Genomic DNA, 16,123 nt, shown 5'->3' with positions numbered 1-16,123 from the left:
TGAAATTTAATTTTTTCTTTTAATTTTTTCCATCTTCTTTCCCTTTGCCAGCTCATCGATCAATTTATCCAGATACCGTATATTTCTCATGAGTTCATCTTTAATTTCTTCCACACGATATCCACAAATAAGGCCTTTAATTAATGAAACATTAGGATGTATCTGTGGGGCCTGATCAAAAAAAGTGATAAAATCGTTTCTTCTATCAATTTGTTCCTGCAGTCCCTTTTCATCGTAGCCTGTAAGCCAGCAGATAATTTCATTAACTTCTGATTTTGTACGTCCTTTTTTTTCTGCTTTTTGAACGTAATGCGGATAGACGCTGGAAAAAGCAGTTGTGAAAATTTTGGTGTTCTTCATGGGCATTGAGGTCATGAGGGTTTAAGATCTTAACTTTTGAACAACGGAAGTAATTATTCGTATTCTTTTAAATAGTTTACTGTTTTTTTCTCCACAAAATCATACCATGAAGAGCTTATTTTAATCATTTTAGGGATATTTTCATGAGCAAAAATATAGACATTCCGATTTTCAGGATTATAAAACAGCTGGTCTCCATCTCCATACAGCCAGAATTCTCCGATGAGCAGATATGGCTGGTCATCTATCATTTCATAACTTAATTCTTCAAAATTTATTTCTAAACCTTCAAATTTTAATGTTGAAATATTTTGATAGAAGACGGACAGCTCCTCAGGAAATTGTAGAGAGAGTTCTTTTTCTTTGTTGTGTATTGCCTCAGTTTTCACCCCATTTTTAATGCAATCGGAATCACTGTAAGATTTTGTCAGCTGCTTCAAAAACTTAGGGTAAATGGTTTTTAGATGTCCAAACTTATTTTCAACTGTTTTTCGAAGGTGTTGTTCTTTTTGTTTTTCCTGTTCACAGAAGTCGCTGAATTCTTTTTCCCATCCCTTTTTATAACGGTCAGACCATTGGGCATCTGCTTTTTGAGAGATAAGCCAGTCGTAAGCGCCCAGTTGTCCAATATATAAATTACGGACTCCGCTAAAGCTGTCTTTAGGCATTATACTGAGAAAAGTTCTTCTGCCACATATTTTTTCAATGTCTTCTGTATAGACTTTGAACCATTCCATCCATTCCTCAGCGTTGAGTTTTCCTTCCGAGAGATCAGCGAATATATTGATAATTTCCTGTCTTGATATCATACTTTTTAAACCAGTTTTTTCAGTTCATTTTCTAAAATTTTATTGAATTCTTCAGGTTTTTCCAGCATAGGATAATGCCCAACGCCTTTAATGGTTACATAATCATAGCTTTTCAAATATTTTCGGTTGTTTTCCAAATGGGTAGGGGAAGCATCAGAGTTGATCGCTATGACAGGCACTTGAATCTGTTTCGCCAATAAGTTGAAATCTGTTTTATATAAAGGACGGAGTGCATTGATTGCCAGTTCAGGTTCATTTTGAAGAAATTCACGCTGTATCCTTTCTTTTACAGCAGGTGGTGTTCCTTCTGCAAACAAAAATTGCGGCAGAAGGTTTTCCACAGTGTATTTGAAATTTTTTCTGTATTGGGAAAGTACTTCTTCAGTTTGTTCTTGAGTAAATGATTCGTCCAGGTTTTTCAATGTATCTATCAGAAGTAAAGCTTTTACTTTTGGAATTTTTAAAGAAGCTTCCAAAACATAAGCTCCTGACATTGAATGTCCCACAAGAACTATTTCCTGAGGATCAACCGCATCAGCGACTGCTTTAATGTCATCAGCATATCCGGCGCTTGTCCATTCCTGTCTGGAAGAATCTGATTTTCCATGTCCGGCAAGATCCATCAAAACAATATGATATTGGTTTTTGAAATATTCTTTCTGCTCTTCCCACCATTCGGTATTGCCTAGCCATCCATGGATGAAGATAAGAGTAGGGGTTCCATTTCCGGATTCTTTATAATAAATTTTTTGACCGTCTGACGAGAGTGCATATTTTTCCATTTCAACAGAAGTAAATTGGTGTGTTATATTTTAAGCCCAATTTACAAAAAGACTGTTAAACATCTATGATCTGAGTGGAAAAACAAGATTGTCTCAAAAAACAAAAAATCTGACTTTTGATGTTGACTGCATCGGATCTTCCATTTCTGATGTTGGAAGTACTTTTAAGACGTTCTCGATAAATTTATTTTTTATCTTTTGACCTCAGATTTACGATAATAATAGCATAAGGTGTTCCCAGGAGATCTTTTATTTCACATTTAAAGAAAATAAGGTCTTTTAAAAACCGTTGATGAGAAATCTCAATCCGGTATTCTATTCCTGTAGGCATGGCCTTGGTAGCAAAACCTTCCAGGTTGTCTATTTCATATGGGCCGGTGTTTTCCATGAAATTGAAAATCTCTCTTAATGTACAGTTCATAATAAAAACAGAAGGTACAATAGGATAATTTTCAAAATGACCTTTGCACTGATTAGGCGTAAAAGGATTGAGTAAAACAGTAAACTGATGTTCATTTTCTATTACAATAAGTCCCTCCGGAAGATTTTCATCATAGTATTCTATTGGCGTATTATTGTAATAATCTTTATAAAAAAGTTTAAATATATCTTTGGCGATAATATGATAATCAAGCTCGAAAGAGTAGAGTGCTTCTCCTGAATGATTATCTCTCATCAGAAGTGATGATTTGCCTTTTCTTTTGGATTCTAAAAAACTCTCACAGGTGATAGAGGCAGAATCAGATTTTTTATAAGAAAGCTGTCTTATTCTTACTTTTTCACCCATAAAATAAATCGGGTCTTTGGAGGTGGTATTTAAAAGTCTGTATAAATTACAGCTTCCTAATGATGATAATATTTTTATCAGTTTTGAAAAGTTTTCATTGCTGAAATTATAATTTGAAATTTGGGTCTCTATTCTGTTTCCATTGAAAACAGTGTTTTCAGGAATGGAAATATAAGGGTGGGTTTCTCCAAGATATGGAATGATGTTTTCTTTGATGTCGGTTGTTGTCATTTGAATGAGGGATTATTGGGTTAAATCTATTTTTCATTTGTGGATAACTTTTCATCATTTTGCTCACTGTGTTTATGTATAATATGTTTAAATAATGTGTTTATTTTTATTGTTAAATCAGCACAGATCATTGTTAATCACTATCAATCCTATATTATTTTTCTGTAAGTAATCTTTTAAATTATTGAATGTAATGATGTTGTGTTATTTATTTCTTTGTTTGGTGATTTGTTTTTTACTGCAATTTATAACAAATATTCATAATCAATTATGAATATTTGTTTACCATATTGTAAATTTTATATGGATAAGATCCCGTCGGAATTAAAAAATATGGATTAAGTTATCCACAGAACTTATCCACATATTTTTATATCGTGAAATATTCTATGGAAAACTATTTTCTTATTAAATAAATGGATTATAGATGATTATGGCTTTTGGTTTAGTGTCTTAAAAAACTTATCCATAGTTTATCCACAGCGAAGAATGAGGTGAGGAAAAGTTATCCACAATTTGTTATATTGTTATTTCATGAAAAAAGATGATTACAAAATCTTATTTTTCTGATAGAAGTTTTTCCAGCATTATTTTCCCATCAGCATTATCTGGATTTAATTGAAGTGACTTTTTATAATTTTTGATAGCCGATTTTTTATCTCCTTTTTTAAGGTATGCTTCCCCTAGGCTGTCATAAGCATTCCATGAATCTGGATGATTTTTTACATTTTGTTGAAATAAATCAATTGCAATATTGATATTTCCTGCACGAAGTTGTTTGTATGCACGATTATTAACGAAATCTTCTGTTGGAGGAATTGTATATCCAAATTCTTTTGAAAGAGCATCAAAACGTAGCTGGATTTCTTTTGGAGTCATTAATACTGTACTATAATTATCAAAAAACCAATTCTTATAAATAAATTTTAAACCGTCAAAAATGCTTTTATATGTTACTGAGAAATGATTTTCTTCTTTATAGTACTTAAAATCCCAATCAAAAGTTGTGGAAGAAAATTGTTTAAGTTGTTCTGTAATCAGATTAACCTTTTGGAGATCTTCATCTCCGATGGTGACAAACATTTTGCCTTTTAGATTTTTTTGTTGCAAGATTCTATTAAAATCAGCCATTATCAGAATATTTTCATCATGAATGGCTGGACTTATCAGAATCGTAGATTGGAATAAATCTGGTAGCGTATTTTTGGCATACAAAGCAAATTCACCCGCCAGCGAATGGCCCATCAAAATTCTATAAGGCTGAGTTTTAAAACGTAAATTTATTTGGGGAATCACTTCCTGATCAAGAAACTTCAAAAACCTTCCAGCACCATCAGTGACTGATATACTGGAAGGGTCTTCTTTTCCATTGACTGCATTATGACGGATATTTAAATCTTTTCCTCTGTTGACATTGACTATGGCTACAACGATTATTTTAGGAATTCTGTTCCGATCATAATCTGATAGATAGTCAGCCATTTGAGACACATATTTAAAATGAGCATCACCATCCAGTAAATATAGGACAGGATAAGTTTGTGAAGAGGAATATCCCTCTGGTAAATGAACCCATATACTTCTCGGTTGATTAAGGATTTTTGATTCGATCAGAAAGGCTGTATCTTGAAAAGCTGGAATTTTTTCAAGCTGGGAAAATGCGAAAAAGAAGCATAGAGAAAAAAATAAAAGAAAAGTTTTTTTCCACATAAGAGGATAAGTTATTAAAATTATAGATATTGTATCGTTCTTTCTGATATATTGCTTTCTCAAAATGTTTTTCCTATTTATGATCTTTATAAATGTTCCAGAAGTTAAAATCGGTCATGGGAGCATCTGTTATCCCGATATTTCTTCCCATCGTTACAATCTGTCCTCTGTGGTAAGTTCCATGAAGAATAGCATGCTGGATATACTCATATTTGGAAAAGTCACACTGGAACCATTGAGATTCTATTTTTACATTTTTAGACAGATCATCTTCGGATAGACTTTCCACGTAATCGACCAGTTTTTGGGAGTTGTTTTTGATGGCATTGAAAATATCTTCTTTGGTATGTACTGCAGCCGTTTTTTCAAAATCAAATTCATTGTTTTCAGCAATGTGGCTCCACCAGTATTCCTGGGTCTGCCAGATATGATGCAGCGTTTTTAAAATTGTAGGGAAGCTGGAAATAGTTTCCTGATTCAGCTGTTCATCGGACTTTGTGGACAACCAGTCAATGTATTTGTTGACTACCCAATTGTTGTATTGGGCACTTTTACTGACTAATGTTTTTAAGCTCATATTATTGATATTTAGTTGGTTTGAATGAGATGCTATAATCCAAAATGCCGGTCTTTATCGGTATTTTCAGGATGAATGAGTGCTTTGTTACTGTATGTTGCCGTTTCAAAATCACTGATGTTGACAGAAAGAAAAGAAATATCGGCAAGGAGTTCAGAAAGCCGGATGCAGATCTGTCTGGAAAGGTTAGCTTTTTGTTCTTTAGAGCGCCCTTCCATAATATACCCGAATACGTGCAGAAAACTTCTCTTATCGGTGCCCAGCCTGTAATACTGATACGGCTGAAGCCTTACTTTAATATCATTGGGGGCAAAAAGACCTGTTTCATCAGCCGCTTTATAAACAGTATCCATTAATTCGTCAGAGGATCTCTGCTGAAGAATATCCTGTGAACAATCTATAATAAAATGAGGCATCGATTATATTTTGTGGTTTGATTTTGTGTGAGATAAAAATAATAAAAATATCGATGGATATTCCAAATAAAAAACCGTTCTGAAAACAAAACGGTTTGAAAATGTGTATTTTTCGCTGTTAAATGCCGGTTTATAGGTCCAATTTTTTGATGCTGTATTGCGGCTTTACGATATTGGACATATCCAGAACAATATCATAGCTTCCATCTTCAGCGATAGGGAAATCATAGGCATCCATAGCCATACTTTTACCATCATTATTAAGTCCCCAGTTATAGCTCCAGTCATTATTATATCTGAATTTAAAACGACCTTTACTCAGTTTATAATTTTTCAGGAAATAAATATCCGGATTTTTGGGATCTGCCTGTAACGGGATATCTTTTCCGTCCCAGCCATTAGGGGTGGCGTCACCAACGATACCCCATGAAGAAATATTGGTGGTTCTTTTAACTGTTTTCTCGGTTCCGTCCCGGAAACGAATGACGGCAGTATCCAATTTTTCATTCTGATCCGGTTTATATGTAAAGGAAAATTTTTCATCCAGTTGAAATGTTGTATTGCTTACAGGCAGCAAAGAGCATCTTGAATAGCCGTCTTCTCTGAAAATGATCTGCCCGTCAACAACAGCTACATAGTAATTTGTGTTCCCGGAAGAATAGGTTCCCTCCATTTTTTTTAATGCCGTAAGGTTTACTTTTGCGGGAGTAGGAATGCTGTAAGGCTTATTATATAATATTTTTTCAATCTTAGGGATGATGAGATCTGTGTGTGACAATGCTGAATTGGATATCACGATGAGACAGATGTCATCTTCTAGAACCCTGTAATATCTGCTTCTGTATCCTGGTCCGCCACCATCGTGTCCTACTGTTTTTTTATCAAAAACAGATGAAACCTGAAACCCCAGCCCATACTGATCATTAAGATAAGGGGTAAAAGCTTTTTCTATGGTCTCTTTTTTCAGGATAGTGTAGTTTTTGAGCGCCTCATTGAATTTAAAAAGATCTTCCACCGTAGAATACATAGCTCCGGCACCAAAAGGATGGTCGGTTTTGAACCGTAATGCCTCATTTGATCTGTTATCAGACAGAAATTCATAACCAAATGCTTTGTTTTGATCTGTTACGTTATTGAAATTGAAACCTGTATGGTTCATCTTCAGAGGTTTCAGGATATTATTTTCTATAACCTGATCATAATTCAGACCGGTAACTTTTTTAATAATATAACTCAGAATATAGTATCCGGAATTGGAGTAATCCCATTTTTTACCCGGCGAAAAATTGAAAGGCTTAGCAGAAATATATTGTATAAATGTTTTTTCATCAACAGTGTTTTCTGAACCTGTTTCATTCGGGATACCTGAAGTGTGGGAAAGCAGATTTGCGAGTGTGATACTGTCTCCTTTGGGAAAATCAGGATAATACTTTGAGAGTCTGTCATTCAAAGATAATTTTCCCTGTTCTTCCAGCTGAAGAAGAATGGTGGCAGTGAACATTTTTGTAGTGGAGAAAATCCGGTAGAGGCTGTTATTGGTATTTTTCTCTTTTTTAGGAGCATTTCTGTAGCCATAGCTTTTTTCGAAAATGATTTTACCTTTTTCAGCAACCAGGACAGAACCGCTGAACAGACCAGCCTTGTCATAAGTCGTGAATAATTGTTCCAATTTTTTTGCTTTCTGTGAGAAAAGAGGAGTCGCCGCAAGTAATAAAAAGAGGCAGGTTATAATGGGTTTCATTTAATTTTTTTTCAATAAGACACTTTTAAGTGTGATAATATTACATGTGTTTCAAAAAATATTGTATTGATGGAAGGTTGGTGATGATTTATTTAATTTGAATTAATGTCTTAATACCTTGAATCATAATCATAGATGCTTTTCCTGTTTCGATAAAATATTTTACAATTTTTCCATGTTCCAGAATGATTTTTCCAAAAGTGAGTTTCTCCTCTCCGTCCCCTTAAAGTTTCCATACAATCCATTTTCGGCATGTATAATTAGACCGGATTCTAAAATTCCGTTTTCGGATGTGATCAGTTTCTGAGTTGTTAAAATGCTGTAATTTTCAGAGTAAATAATAGTAGAGCAGATCCACAATTCTTCTTCATTTAATTGGATTGGGATGTCAGAATATTCATCGAAAAAAGAGGAGTTGTTTTCATAAAACTTTGTCCATTGAAAAGCATCGTAGGGTTTAATAGTAGCTCTTTTTATTTTTGAGATACAGATACGGTGTTTTGACTGATCTTTTTTTCATTTAATCCGAATTTTTTTTATTTCATCTGCTATTTCACATGCTTTGGCTTCGGTGATCCAATCTACAATTCTAGTTTCAACGCCTTTTTGTATAAGAACAACAGAATAGGTTGAGCCACTCAGAGAAATGTGATAACGGACTCCAAATTTATATTTGTCTACTTGAAAATCTTTCACCTGAACCCGATCAATTTCTTCTTTCAGATAAGTTTTTTGTTTTGTAAACAGCTTGTTTTTATATTGGACTGTTATTTTTTCAGGAGCAATAATGAGTACTGTTTTTCCAAAGGTATTCCATAGCCAGATATACAGAAATAATATAAAAGATGCTGCAAAGGGAGTGGCAAATGAAATATAGTTTAAAATGAAAAAGAAACCTTCCGCCTGAATGCTTACAACAGGAATAATAACCAGAATTATAAAGAAAAGTACGAGTAAACCTATACCTAATATAATGGTCAATATCCAATTAGTTTTATTTTTTATTTTAATGATGACTGGCATAATCGGATCTCTTTATAGAAGGTTTTCTTTCATACAATTTTGTCTTAAAAAGTCCGAAATTGTTCATCCTGACCATTGATGAATCCAGTTCCCAGCTGGGAAGATTAGTAGAAAGCTGATCGGCTAACTTTATAATTCCTGGGGTTGCTTCATAATCGAATTCATAGGCTTTTTCATCGGTAATAATTTCCAGTCCGGATTGTCTGTCATTAAATGGTGAGGGAATACTGAATGAATATACTGACACAATTTGATCCCACTTTATGAACTCTGTACTATGATTTTGTTGAATGTAAAACCCATCAGTTGTGTATTGGAAAATGCCGTCATATTCATGTTGTTTATCCATTTGCTTTTCAAATGAGTCATAGTCTTTTTCTTCGGGAGAATAGAGCTTAGCTGTTGAAAATGCAAGAACAATAAAACAAATAAAAATAATGGCAAACGTAATTTTTTTATCGTCAAAAACAGGGTAGTTGTAAAAGGTCAGCACCAATACAATACAGGTAAATGCAATAATCTTTTTCATGCTTATATTTTTTCAAAGTATTTACCTTTGAACTGATAACGGATTTTTTTATCTGTAATTTTATAGTTATCAAGAATCAGCGGAATACTGATGACTTTCTTTTTAGGGTCGTATTGAATATCCAGGTTTTCCAGTTTTTTGGTACTGATTGAATTATTTGTATTAGAGGATGCTGAAAAATCCAATTCATAACTGAGCTCATTCTGGATTCCGGAAGTGGTTTTTATAAGTTTAGCATTACTGTTAAGTTTACCATTTTCAATGGAAAAAACTTTTATTCTATAATAATACAATGCTGAACTGTATACAGAAATGTTTTGAGCAAGATAATATTTTTTATGCTGCGATATGATATCATTAATCTGGTAATAATTGGACTCTGCATCTTTTTCCATATCGCTTTTTAAAATTTCACTCTGTACTTTTTGTCCGGATTCGTACTGAAAAACACTTCTGTAGAAACGCATCGTTCCTCCGGTTAGGGTATTCCATGAATAAATCCTGAATTTTCCGTCTTCTGAGGAACTTACAGATAACCCATTTTTTGTAAGTAATTTGAAATCATAATTCAAAGTCTGAGGATAGGATGATGTATAATGATGTAATAGTTTTTCAAATTTTTTATTGGCAGCGTAAAGAGAGTCATACGTGAGAAAATTTTTGCGGCTTGTATCATACCAGTATTGAATCCTCCGGAAAGAACGGTCCAGCTTTTTTTCAATTGTGGAAATGCTTTGACCGAATACCATACCAGAAGTTATTATAAAGAAAAAGATTCCTGATCGTTTTTTCATGGTTGTAAAAGAGGTTTAGTTTTATTTTTTACTTTTCAGTTGAAACACATTTCCTTCAGGGTCAGTTCCATCACACAACCAGAATGGATAATTGTCAAACGTTTTGATTTCCCTCATCTGAACATTTTTTGAAATCAGTTGATTTCTGGCGGACTCAATATCGGTATCAATGTCAAAAACGATCTTGGTATTGTTGTCAAAAAGATGTCCTGCTTCTATTTTCCCCAGGTACTGATCTCCGATTTTATGTAATCCAATCTGAGCACCTCCTGCATCAAGCAACACCCAGATCGGGTCTTCTTCAATCACTTTCAGATTAAAGTTTTCCACATAGAAATTTCTAAGCAGCTGGACGTTTTGTACATACAGAATGATAGCAGTAAGTCTGGCTTTCATGATCTTATCAATTTTAGTCTAGACTTCATAAATCAGCTGTACTACACCTGATCTGAAGACATTAGTTTTAACCAGTTTTAAATTTAATCTTTCTTTCAGATCTTCAAAAAGTGGTTTTCCCTGTCCCAAAGCAACGGGATGAACAGATATTCTGTAAGTATCAATAAGATTTTCCTGAATGAATGTTTTAATAAGACTTGCGCCACCATAGAGCCAGATGTCTTTCCCGCCCTGATTTTTTATTTCTGAAACTTTTTCAGCAATATCAGAATTGATAAAAACTGCATTTTCGTTTTCTCTGCTCTGACGGGAAAACACAAATTTATTTTTTGAATGCACTGCTTTCCAAAGTTTTTGTTCTTCTGCTCCTGCATTTTCTTCTGGCTGATAGTTTCCCCATGCATCATAGCTTATTCTCCCGTAAAAAATGGTATCTATCCCTGAAAGAAATCCATCAAAATCCATATCATCATCCATAATGCACCAATCGATTTCTCCATTGGGTCCTTCAATAAATCCGTCTAAGGTCGTGGCAAGGTCTAATATTACTTTTTTCATTTTAATAAGTGATTAGTTAGATATTGAATATTCTGAAATGACAGGAAAGATAGGGATATTTTATTTTTTTCATGACGGAGCTGGCAGGTATTTTTTATTCTGATGATTCTGTCACTCCTATCATAACCCCAAAATTACCATCTTTCTGAATCCAGTTTTTCTCTGGTAAATAAGTTCTTGAAACGTATCCGTCAAGATAAAGTGCTTCTTTACAGCCTAGGTTCTTGAAGTATTCTGCCAGATGATAAAAACTGATTTTTTTCTTAGACATTGCAAAAACGAGTTTTCCGTTTTCCAGAATGCCTACGCCATTCCGGATATTGAGATTTTTAGAATTTTTTTGAAAGATCGGATTGATTTTCCTGTTTATTATCAGCATGGGACCCGATTGTGTAGCAAACCTGATGTTTTTATTATGTTGGTATTGTTTAGTTTCTATAATACAGGCGCTATTGTTTTGGGTTAAATACAATACCCCATTGGGTTCCAAATAGAAATTGCCGGTACCTTGTAAGGTGTCTAAAGGTTTTAAGATTTTAAAATTTTCGATATAAAGGCCTTTAGGAGAGTTATCCGGTTCAAACATTCCACCGTTCATGGCGAATACTAATTTCTTATGTTGGATTTCAACATTATTTCTTAGCACATCTATACTTTTCATGATTTCTCCCTTATTATTTTTCCAGTACAGCTGTATATCTTGCTTTTCAGGATCTATCCGGAAGGTCACAAAACGATCGTCTTCCTTTATGTTTTCTTTACAGCTAAAGCAAAAGAGAAACAGGAGTGAGATAAAATAAAAGGTATTACGCTTTTTGATGTTGGAAAATGAAATACTGTTTTTAATCATGCTTTGGTTTTCATTGATGTCAATCTTTTACTGATTGAAAGAATTTTATACATGCAAAAATAGATATCCAAACTATACACCCAGTGAGAATAGTAATCAAATTAATATTGGTAAAAGAAAAATCTGAAGTTGGCCATTCCAATCCAAAGTAAGCAGAAGTCATGAAATAAATAATATGATACATCAGGATAGATGTTGTAAGGCTTATTTGATTTCTAATGTTGATAATTAAAACTAATATTGTTGAAACTCCTAAAGAGATGCCAGATACAACCATGACCCCAATGGGAAGCATAGCAACCTCTCCACTAGGTAATTGGAGGAGTTTTATATACTCAGCAGAAATTATGGTATTTAAAATTCCAATCAGCAGAAAGATTCCGATGTATAGTAAAGTTTTCAATTTGCTTTTTGATTGTTTTATAAATTAAATAATTCGGTAACCTTCTTATACAGATTGTTCAGATACTCATCCTGGGGAGAACAATTTCCATTGCTCATTTTAAGGAAACTATTTTTCTTAAGAGCATGAATAAATATTCCACTTCCGTCTGTACAGATGGAAGGAACATCATAATTGTTGTTGAGCCAGAAATGATTTTCAGATAGTAACTTCATGAATTGAACATATTCTTTTTGAGTTAAATGTTTCTGTGTAATAATTTTAAATTTTGAATCTATTTTTTCACCTGTTTTCTGATCATATTCACTTGTATATATTTTCTTTTTGATGAGAATATATTCGTTTCCAATTTTTTCTATTCTGAGTAAATAATTTTCTCGGAATGCAGACCATTTGAAAAACTGATATACCTCATTGTTTTTATTGAATGTTGAGTTGTTGATGCATTCCAGAGGTTTTTCTTTAAGTTCTTCAGACATATATTTGCATCGATCCTCATTATCCTGAGCAGCTAGAAGAATAAATGGAAAGACTAAAATTAGATTGATTATTTTTTTCATCAGTTAAGAGTTTTTTGTAAGTAGTAAAAACCATTCTTACAACGGACCGGGTTTAAATATATTATAAACATGAGTAGAATTAAAGCCTCTCAATTAATTTTTTTTGCAGGCTCAATTGCTGCGTTTTTTTGTAAAGCGTAGTGTCTGAATTGCTTTTAAAAGTTCTGTCTGGCTTTCTTTCTTCAGATTTGTTCCATATAAATTGAATCGGATTTTCCCTAAAGATCCAGTCTTTAAGCTATCGATATAAATACCTGTTATCCCTTTGCCAGCCTGTTTGGGCTCCAGAATTTTTGCCTTATACCCATCAATTTTTTTATAGGTTACTTTACTTTGGATAAAATCCTCCTGAGTCTCATTTGCATTGATGATAATAAATTCTGTAGTATCAATATCCGGATTTACTTTTAATAGCTCGTTCATGTCTTTTCTTGTGATAATAGGAGCCGAAAGCTGTTCCAGTGAATTGGAATAAGGTCCGTAGTCATAATAAATAGAGTCATGATTTTTTGTAACAATAATTCTGGCATTGCTGTCATAAGCATCCAGTCTCAATTGATGCCAGTCTTTTGGAGCCTGAAATGTAAAACTGTGAAAATCCATTGATTTTGTTGTTTGAGAACTCTCGGTACAGTTCAGTAGTATACAAGAAACGAAAATGAATAAGAATCTGTTTTTCATGGGTGTTTTTTTATTTAAACTGAGCGTAGCTTTCTGATAAAAAATAATATTCATAAAAATTACAGTTCAGTTGTAAAAGAGCTGCAGGTTCTAAAAAAATTATTCATAATTTGATCATCATGTAAAGTCTATGACTTTTTTAAAATAAAGGTTCACCGTTCAAATCCGTGGTCAGCACTTCACTCATATAATCAAAAAAGGGACGCATGGCAAGCAGGGTAAGAAGTACCTCTTTCTGAAAAGTATCTGATAAAACTTCTCTATCAGTAAATTTCCGCATCACCAGGAATTGCTTTTTCCTGATCAGGTCTATGGCCGGGTGATTTTTATCAAAACCGCGTGGTGCTGTTTTTACAGAATCACCTTTTAGTTCTCCAAAATATTTTATGAAAGTTTTATCGGAGGTGATTTTTTCAATTTCTGTACTGCTGATTTCGAATTCTTTGCGGATACGAAGTAAATCTTTGGCATCAGGTCCCCAAAACCCACCTCCTACAAAACTGTTGCCCGGTTCCAGCTGAATGTAATATCCGCCTCTCAGCATGGGCTTTGAACGGGAATATCCAACGCCAAAATTGGTTTTATAAGGTGTTTTGTTTTTGGAAAAACGTACGTCATTATAAATCCTGAAAATATGAATTCCTTTGAGCTGATCATACTCCTGAAGTTCATTATAAATCTTAGTAAATAAAACTTTATTTTCTTTTACAATGGCATCGTATTCAGATTTATGTCTGGCAAACCATTCACGATTGTTGTTTTCTTTTAAATCGGTAAGAAATTCAAATGCTTTTTTCATATCTTTTATTAAGTGAGGATTATGTTTTTATCCATTGCAATTCAATGTATTTTGTACAGTCATTTTTCATCTCATCATATCCATCGAGTAAAATGGCTGAACCTCCTTTTTTTACTATTTCTTTAACTATTTTATAAGTTTCTTTTGCTCCACTCAAGTCTTGCCCTACTAAATCAAAAATAATATTATTTGTTTTTGAAAGAGTTGCATATAAAGTTAATAAACGCCTTGGATTACCTGGAAGGGTATTGACTTTTATTTTTTTATTGATCCATTCTGTCTCATAAATTTTTGTGGCATAAGGACTTTCAGGATCTGCGTTCTTTCTTAAATATTCTCCTACAGTTACAGGAAAAAAAATGTCTCTGAACTTTGATTCTCTGAAATGCTCTGCAAAAGTCATGTTATTGTGGATGATAACATTTTCATGGCTTGTCTTACCACAGAATATATCTTTGAGAAACATTTCCGTTTCGTAGAAATGATATCCGTTGTAGAGATGCAATACTATAATTTCTCCAGAGTTTAGAGTGAACGGTGGAATATAAAAAGTATCAGTTTTTATTCCTTTATTTTCGATGATTATTTGTGTATTTCTTGTCCAGCCAAGCTGGTTAAATATGAGTTTTTCATATTCTTTGTTCCCATTTATGGCTTTTATAAGATCTTCAGTGTTGTCCGGAATATTACTTGCGTGTTTTAGCTTATTTTTATAACGTAGCTTATAGTGATACAATTCTACTAAATTAGATGTGTTATTAGCTTTTTCTAAAATTGTATGATGTAATTGGTCTGCTTCACCATTTTCTTGTGGATGCAGCCAATATATCAAATTCGAAATTCCTATACGTTCTATGATGTCTCCTTTGTTGAATTGATCAACAAGATAATCGGCAACAGCTTTAGTGCCAAACGTTCTCAGGCAAGGTCTCAGAAATATTCTGTTGAAACTGGGATCTTTATGATTTATGGCTGTTTTGAGTAAAGATTTAAATAGGTCTTTGCTAAAATTGTCATATAAATACAGTAAACTGGCTACAAAATACTTGTCTGATATTTCAGAATTATTTTGGAGAATATTTATTAATTCGGCTGTTTGTTGTTCTGATAAATTTTGATTATTTGTTTTGAATTCAGATAGTGCTTTATTCTCCTGCTCATAATCATGAGCCAATAGGTTACCTATGGTTTTATACTTTTCTAGAATGGCTTTAATTTCCATATGTAATAATTGGACTGTATAAAGTACTTAATTTGTTGGCTTAAATAGAAAATCTTATTTCATAGAAGAAAAAACTCTTTTAGCAGTACTAAACTTAAATTCATTTTAACCATCATATTTTATAGTTTATGATATTATTAAATATTATTTTTATTATCTTCTAATCTTTCTTTCAATCCTTTAGAGATCAGGTTATTTTCTATCAGATAATTACTCATCATTTTAAGAAAATATCTGCATTCTTTTAAATAATCTTTGTCAGGTAGAGGATTACCCTTATTTTTGAGATAAGTGTTTGCTTGGTTGACGAGTACTCCAGCACTTTCGAATTCTTTGCTGATGAACAGGGTTCCAATTAAGGATATGTATGAAACAAATTCGTATTCACCTTGATTTTCTCTTAGATATTGAGAAGGCATCTTTCTGTTCATCTCCTGAAAATAGGAGGTAATTTCAATGTCTTTCAGATATTTTTCCTTTTCTATCACAAAGCAGTCGTCCACTATTTCGCCATCAAAATCTATTTCAAGATCATAATACCCGATGGGTTCTAGGTTTTTAAGATATATTTCGTTTTCCACATACAGGCCTATTCTTGCCCGGATAACAGGCTCGCTGTATCGCTGTTCAATCAGGTATTGATATCCATCAAAAAGAAAGGTGATTTCCCCAGGCTCAAAGCCCCCTATAAGCTCTTCAGGATCTTCTGAAAGTATTTTATGAAGAGTATCAAATGCAATCCTTTTTAGATCAAATGTTTTAACTCTTTCGATGAGTAATGTTTTAAGTTCCTGAGCAGCCATATTATGGTTATTAGCTTTCAAAGCTACACATAAATATTATAATAAATTGATGATATGATGATATCAGATTCAAAAAATTAAACCGCTCGGAA

Annotated in this window: 19 protein-coding genes; all 19 read right to left on the bottom strand. The window is 33.2% G+C overall.

Annotation, left to right across the window (positions count from 1 at the left end):
• Window positions 1-6 precede the first annotated feature (6 nt).
• Window positions 7-360: a DUF2200 domain-containing protein gene (locus AC3FI7_RS13150; RefSeq protein ID WP_491460294.1), complete on the bottom strand. Its 354-nt coding sequence runs from the start codon at window positions 358-360 to the stop codon at window positions 7-9.
• A 53-nt stretch (window positions 361-413) separates the two neighbouring features.
• Window positions 414-1,169 carry an SMI1/KNR4 family protein gene (locus AC3FI7_RS13145; protein WP_491460293.1) on the bottom strand — a complete coding sequence of 252 codons (756 nt, stop codon included), beginning with the start codon at window positions 1,167-1,169 and terminating at the stop codon, window positions 414-416.
• Between the two features lie 5 nt (window positions 1,170-1,174).
• Window positions 1,175-1,951 (bottom strand): alpha/beta fold hydrolase, encoded by a 777-nt coding sequence (locus AC3FI7_RS13140; RefSeq protein WP_343659853.1) that lies wholly within the window; start codon window positions 1,949-1,951, stop codon window positions 1,175-1,177.
• A 184-nt stretch (window positions 1,952-2,135) separates the two neighbouring features.
• The gene (locus AC3FI7_RS13135) at window positions 2,136-2,969 is read right to left on the bottom strand and encodes a hypothetical protein (protein ID WP_491460292.1); all 834 of its coding nucleotides are present in this window, start codon (window positions 2,967-2,969) and stop codon (window positions 2,136-2,138) included.
• Window positions 2,970-3,527: 558 nt separating this feature from the next.
• Window positions 3,528-4,679 carry an alpha/beta hydrolase-fold protein gene (locus tag AC3FI7_RS13130; RefSeq protein WP_491460291.1) on the bottom strand — a complete coding sequence of 384 codons (1,152 nt, stop codon included), beginning with the start codon at window positions 4,677-4,679 and terminating at the stop codon, window positions 3,528-3,530.
• Between the two features lie 73 nt (window positions 4,680-4,752).
• Window positions 4,753-5,256, bottom strand: coding sequence for a DinB family protein (locus tag AC3FI7_RS13125; RefSeq protein WP_142723776.1), 504 nt, complete (start codon window positions 5,254-5,256; stop codon window positions 4,753-4,755).
• A gap of 32 nt (window positions 5,257-5,288) precedes the next feature.
• Entirely contained in the window at window positions 5,289-5,672 is a 384-nt protein-coding gene (locus AC3FI7_RS13120) for a 5-carboxymethyl-2-hydroxymuconate Delta-isomerase (RefSeq protein ID WP_491460290.1), read from the bottom strand.
• Window positions 5,673-5,802: 130 nt separating this feature from the next.
• On the bottom strand, window positions 5,803-7,413 hold the full coding sequence (locus AC3FI7_RS13115) for a serine hydrolase (protein WP_491460289.1): 1,611 nt from the start codon (window positions 7,411-7,413) through the stop codon (window positions 5,803-5,805).
• 516 nt (window positions 7,414-7,929) lie between these two features.
• The gene (locus AC3FI7_RS13110) at window positions 7,930-8,436 is read right to left on the bottom strand and encodes a hypothetical protein (RefSeq protein ID WP_491460288.1); all 507 of its coding nucleotides are present in this window, start codon (window positions 8,434-8,436) and stop codon (window positions 7,930-7,932) included.
• The gene (locus AC3FI7_RS13105) at window positions 8,420-8,965 is read right to left on the bottom strand and encodes a hypothetical protein (protein WP_491460287.1); all 546 of its coding nucleotides are present in this window, start codon (window positions 8,963-8,965) and stop codon (window positions 8,420-8,422) included. The genes AC3FI7_RS13110 and AC3FI7_RS13105 overlap by 17 nt, the downstream gene beginning before the upstream one ends.
• 2 nt (window positions 8,966-8,967) lie before the next feature.
• A complete protein-coding gene (locus AC3FI7_RS13100) occupies window positions 8,968-9,759 on the bottom strand; it encodes a hypothetical protein (protein WP_491460286.1) in 792 nt (263 codons plus the stop codon).
• A gap of 21 nt (window positions 9,760-9,780) precedes the next feature.
• Window positions 9,781-10,155, bottom strand: coding sequence for a VOC family protein (locus tag AC3FI7_RS13095; RefSeq protein ID WP_491460285.1), 375 nt, complete (start codon window positions 10,153-10,155; stop codon window positions 9,781-9,783).
• An 18-nt stretch (window positions 10,156-10,173) separates the two neighbouring features.
• Window positions 10,174-10,713, bottom strand: coding sequence for a dihydrofolate reductase family protein (locus AC3FI7_RS13090; protein WP_491460284.1), 540 nt, complete (start codon window positions 10,711-10,713; stop codon window positions 10,174-10,176).
• Window positions 10,714-10,807: 94 nt separating this feature from the next.
• The gene (locus tag AC3FI7_RS13085) at window positions 10,808-11,563 is read right to left on the bottom strand and encodes a phosphodiester glycosidase family protein (RefSeq protein ID WP_491460283.1); all 756 of its coding nucleotides are present in this window, start codon (window positions 11,561-11,563) and stop codon (window positions 10,808-10,810) included.
• 420 nt (window positions 11,564-11,983) lie between these two features.
• Window positions 11,984-12,526, bottom strand: a complete 543-nt coding sequence (locus AC3FI7_RS13080) for a hypothetical protein (RefSeq protein ID WP_491460282.1) — start codon at window positions 12,524-12,526, stop codon at window positions 11,984-11,986.
• A 111-nt stretch (window positions 12,527-12,637) separates the two neighbouring features.
• Window positions 12,638-13,129 carry a hypothetical protein gene (locus AC3FI7_RS13075; protein ID WP_491460281.1) on the bottom strand — a complete coding sequence of 164 codons (492 nt, stop codon included), beginning with the start codon at window positions 13,127-13,129 and terminating at the stop codon, window positions 12,638-12,640.
• A 217-nt stretch (window positions 13,130-13,346) separates the two neighbouring features.
• Window positions 13,347-14,006 (bottom strand): DUF2461 domain-containing protein, encoded by a 660-nt coding sequence (locus AC3FI7_RS13070; protein WP_491460280.1) that lies wholly within the window; start codon window positions 14,004-14,006, stop codon window positions 13,347-13,349.
• A 19-nt stretch (window positions 14,007-14,025) separates the two neighbouring features.
• The gene (locus AC3FI7_RS13065; RefSeq protein WP_491460279.1) at window positions 14,026-15,228 is read right to left on the bottom strand and encodes a hypothetical protein; all 1,203 of its coding nucleotides are present in this window, start codon (window positions 15,226-15,228) and stop codon (window positions 14,026-14,028) included.
• Window positions 15,229-15,365: 137 nt separating this feature from the next.
• Window positions 15,366-16,031, bottom strand: a complete 666-nt coding sequence (locus AC3FI7_RS13060; RefSeq protein ID WP_343659830.1) for a hypothetical protein — start codon at window positions 16,029-16,031, stop codon at window positions 15,366-15,368.
• Window positions 16,032-16,123 lie beyond the last annotated feature (92 nt).

The organism is Chryseobacterium sp. TQ-BC-N36, assembly GCF_058382295.1.
The sequence above is the reverse complement of the archived record's forward strand: the minus strand, read 5'-3'. Positions and strand labels throughout refer to the sequence as shown.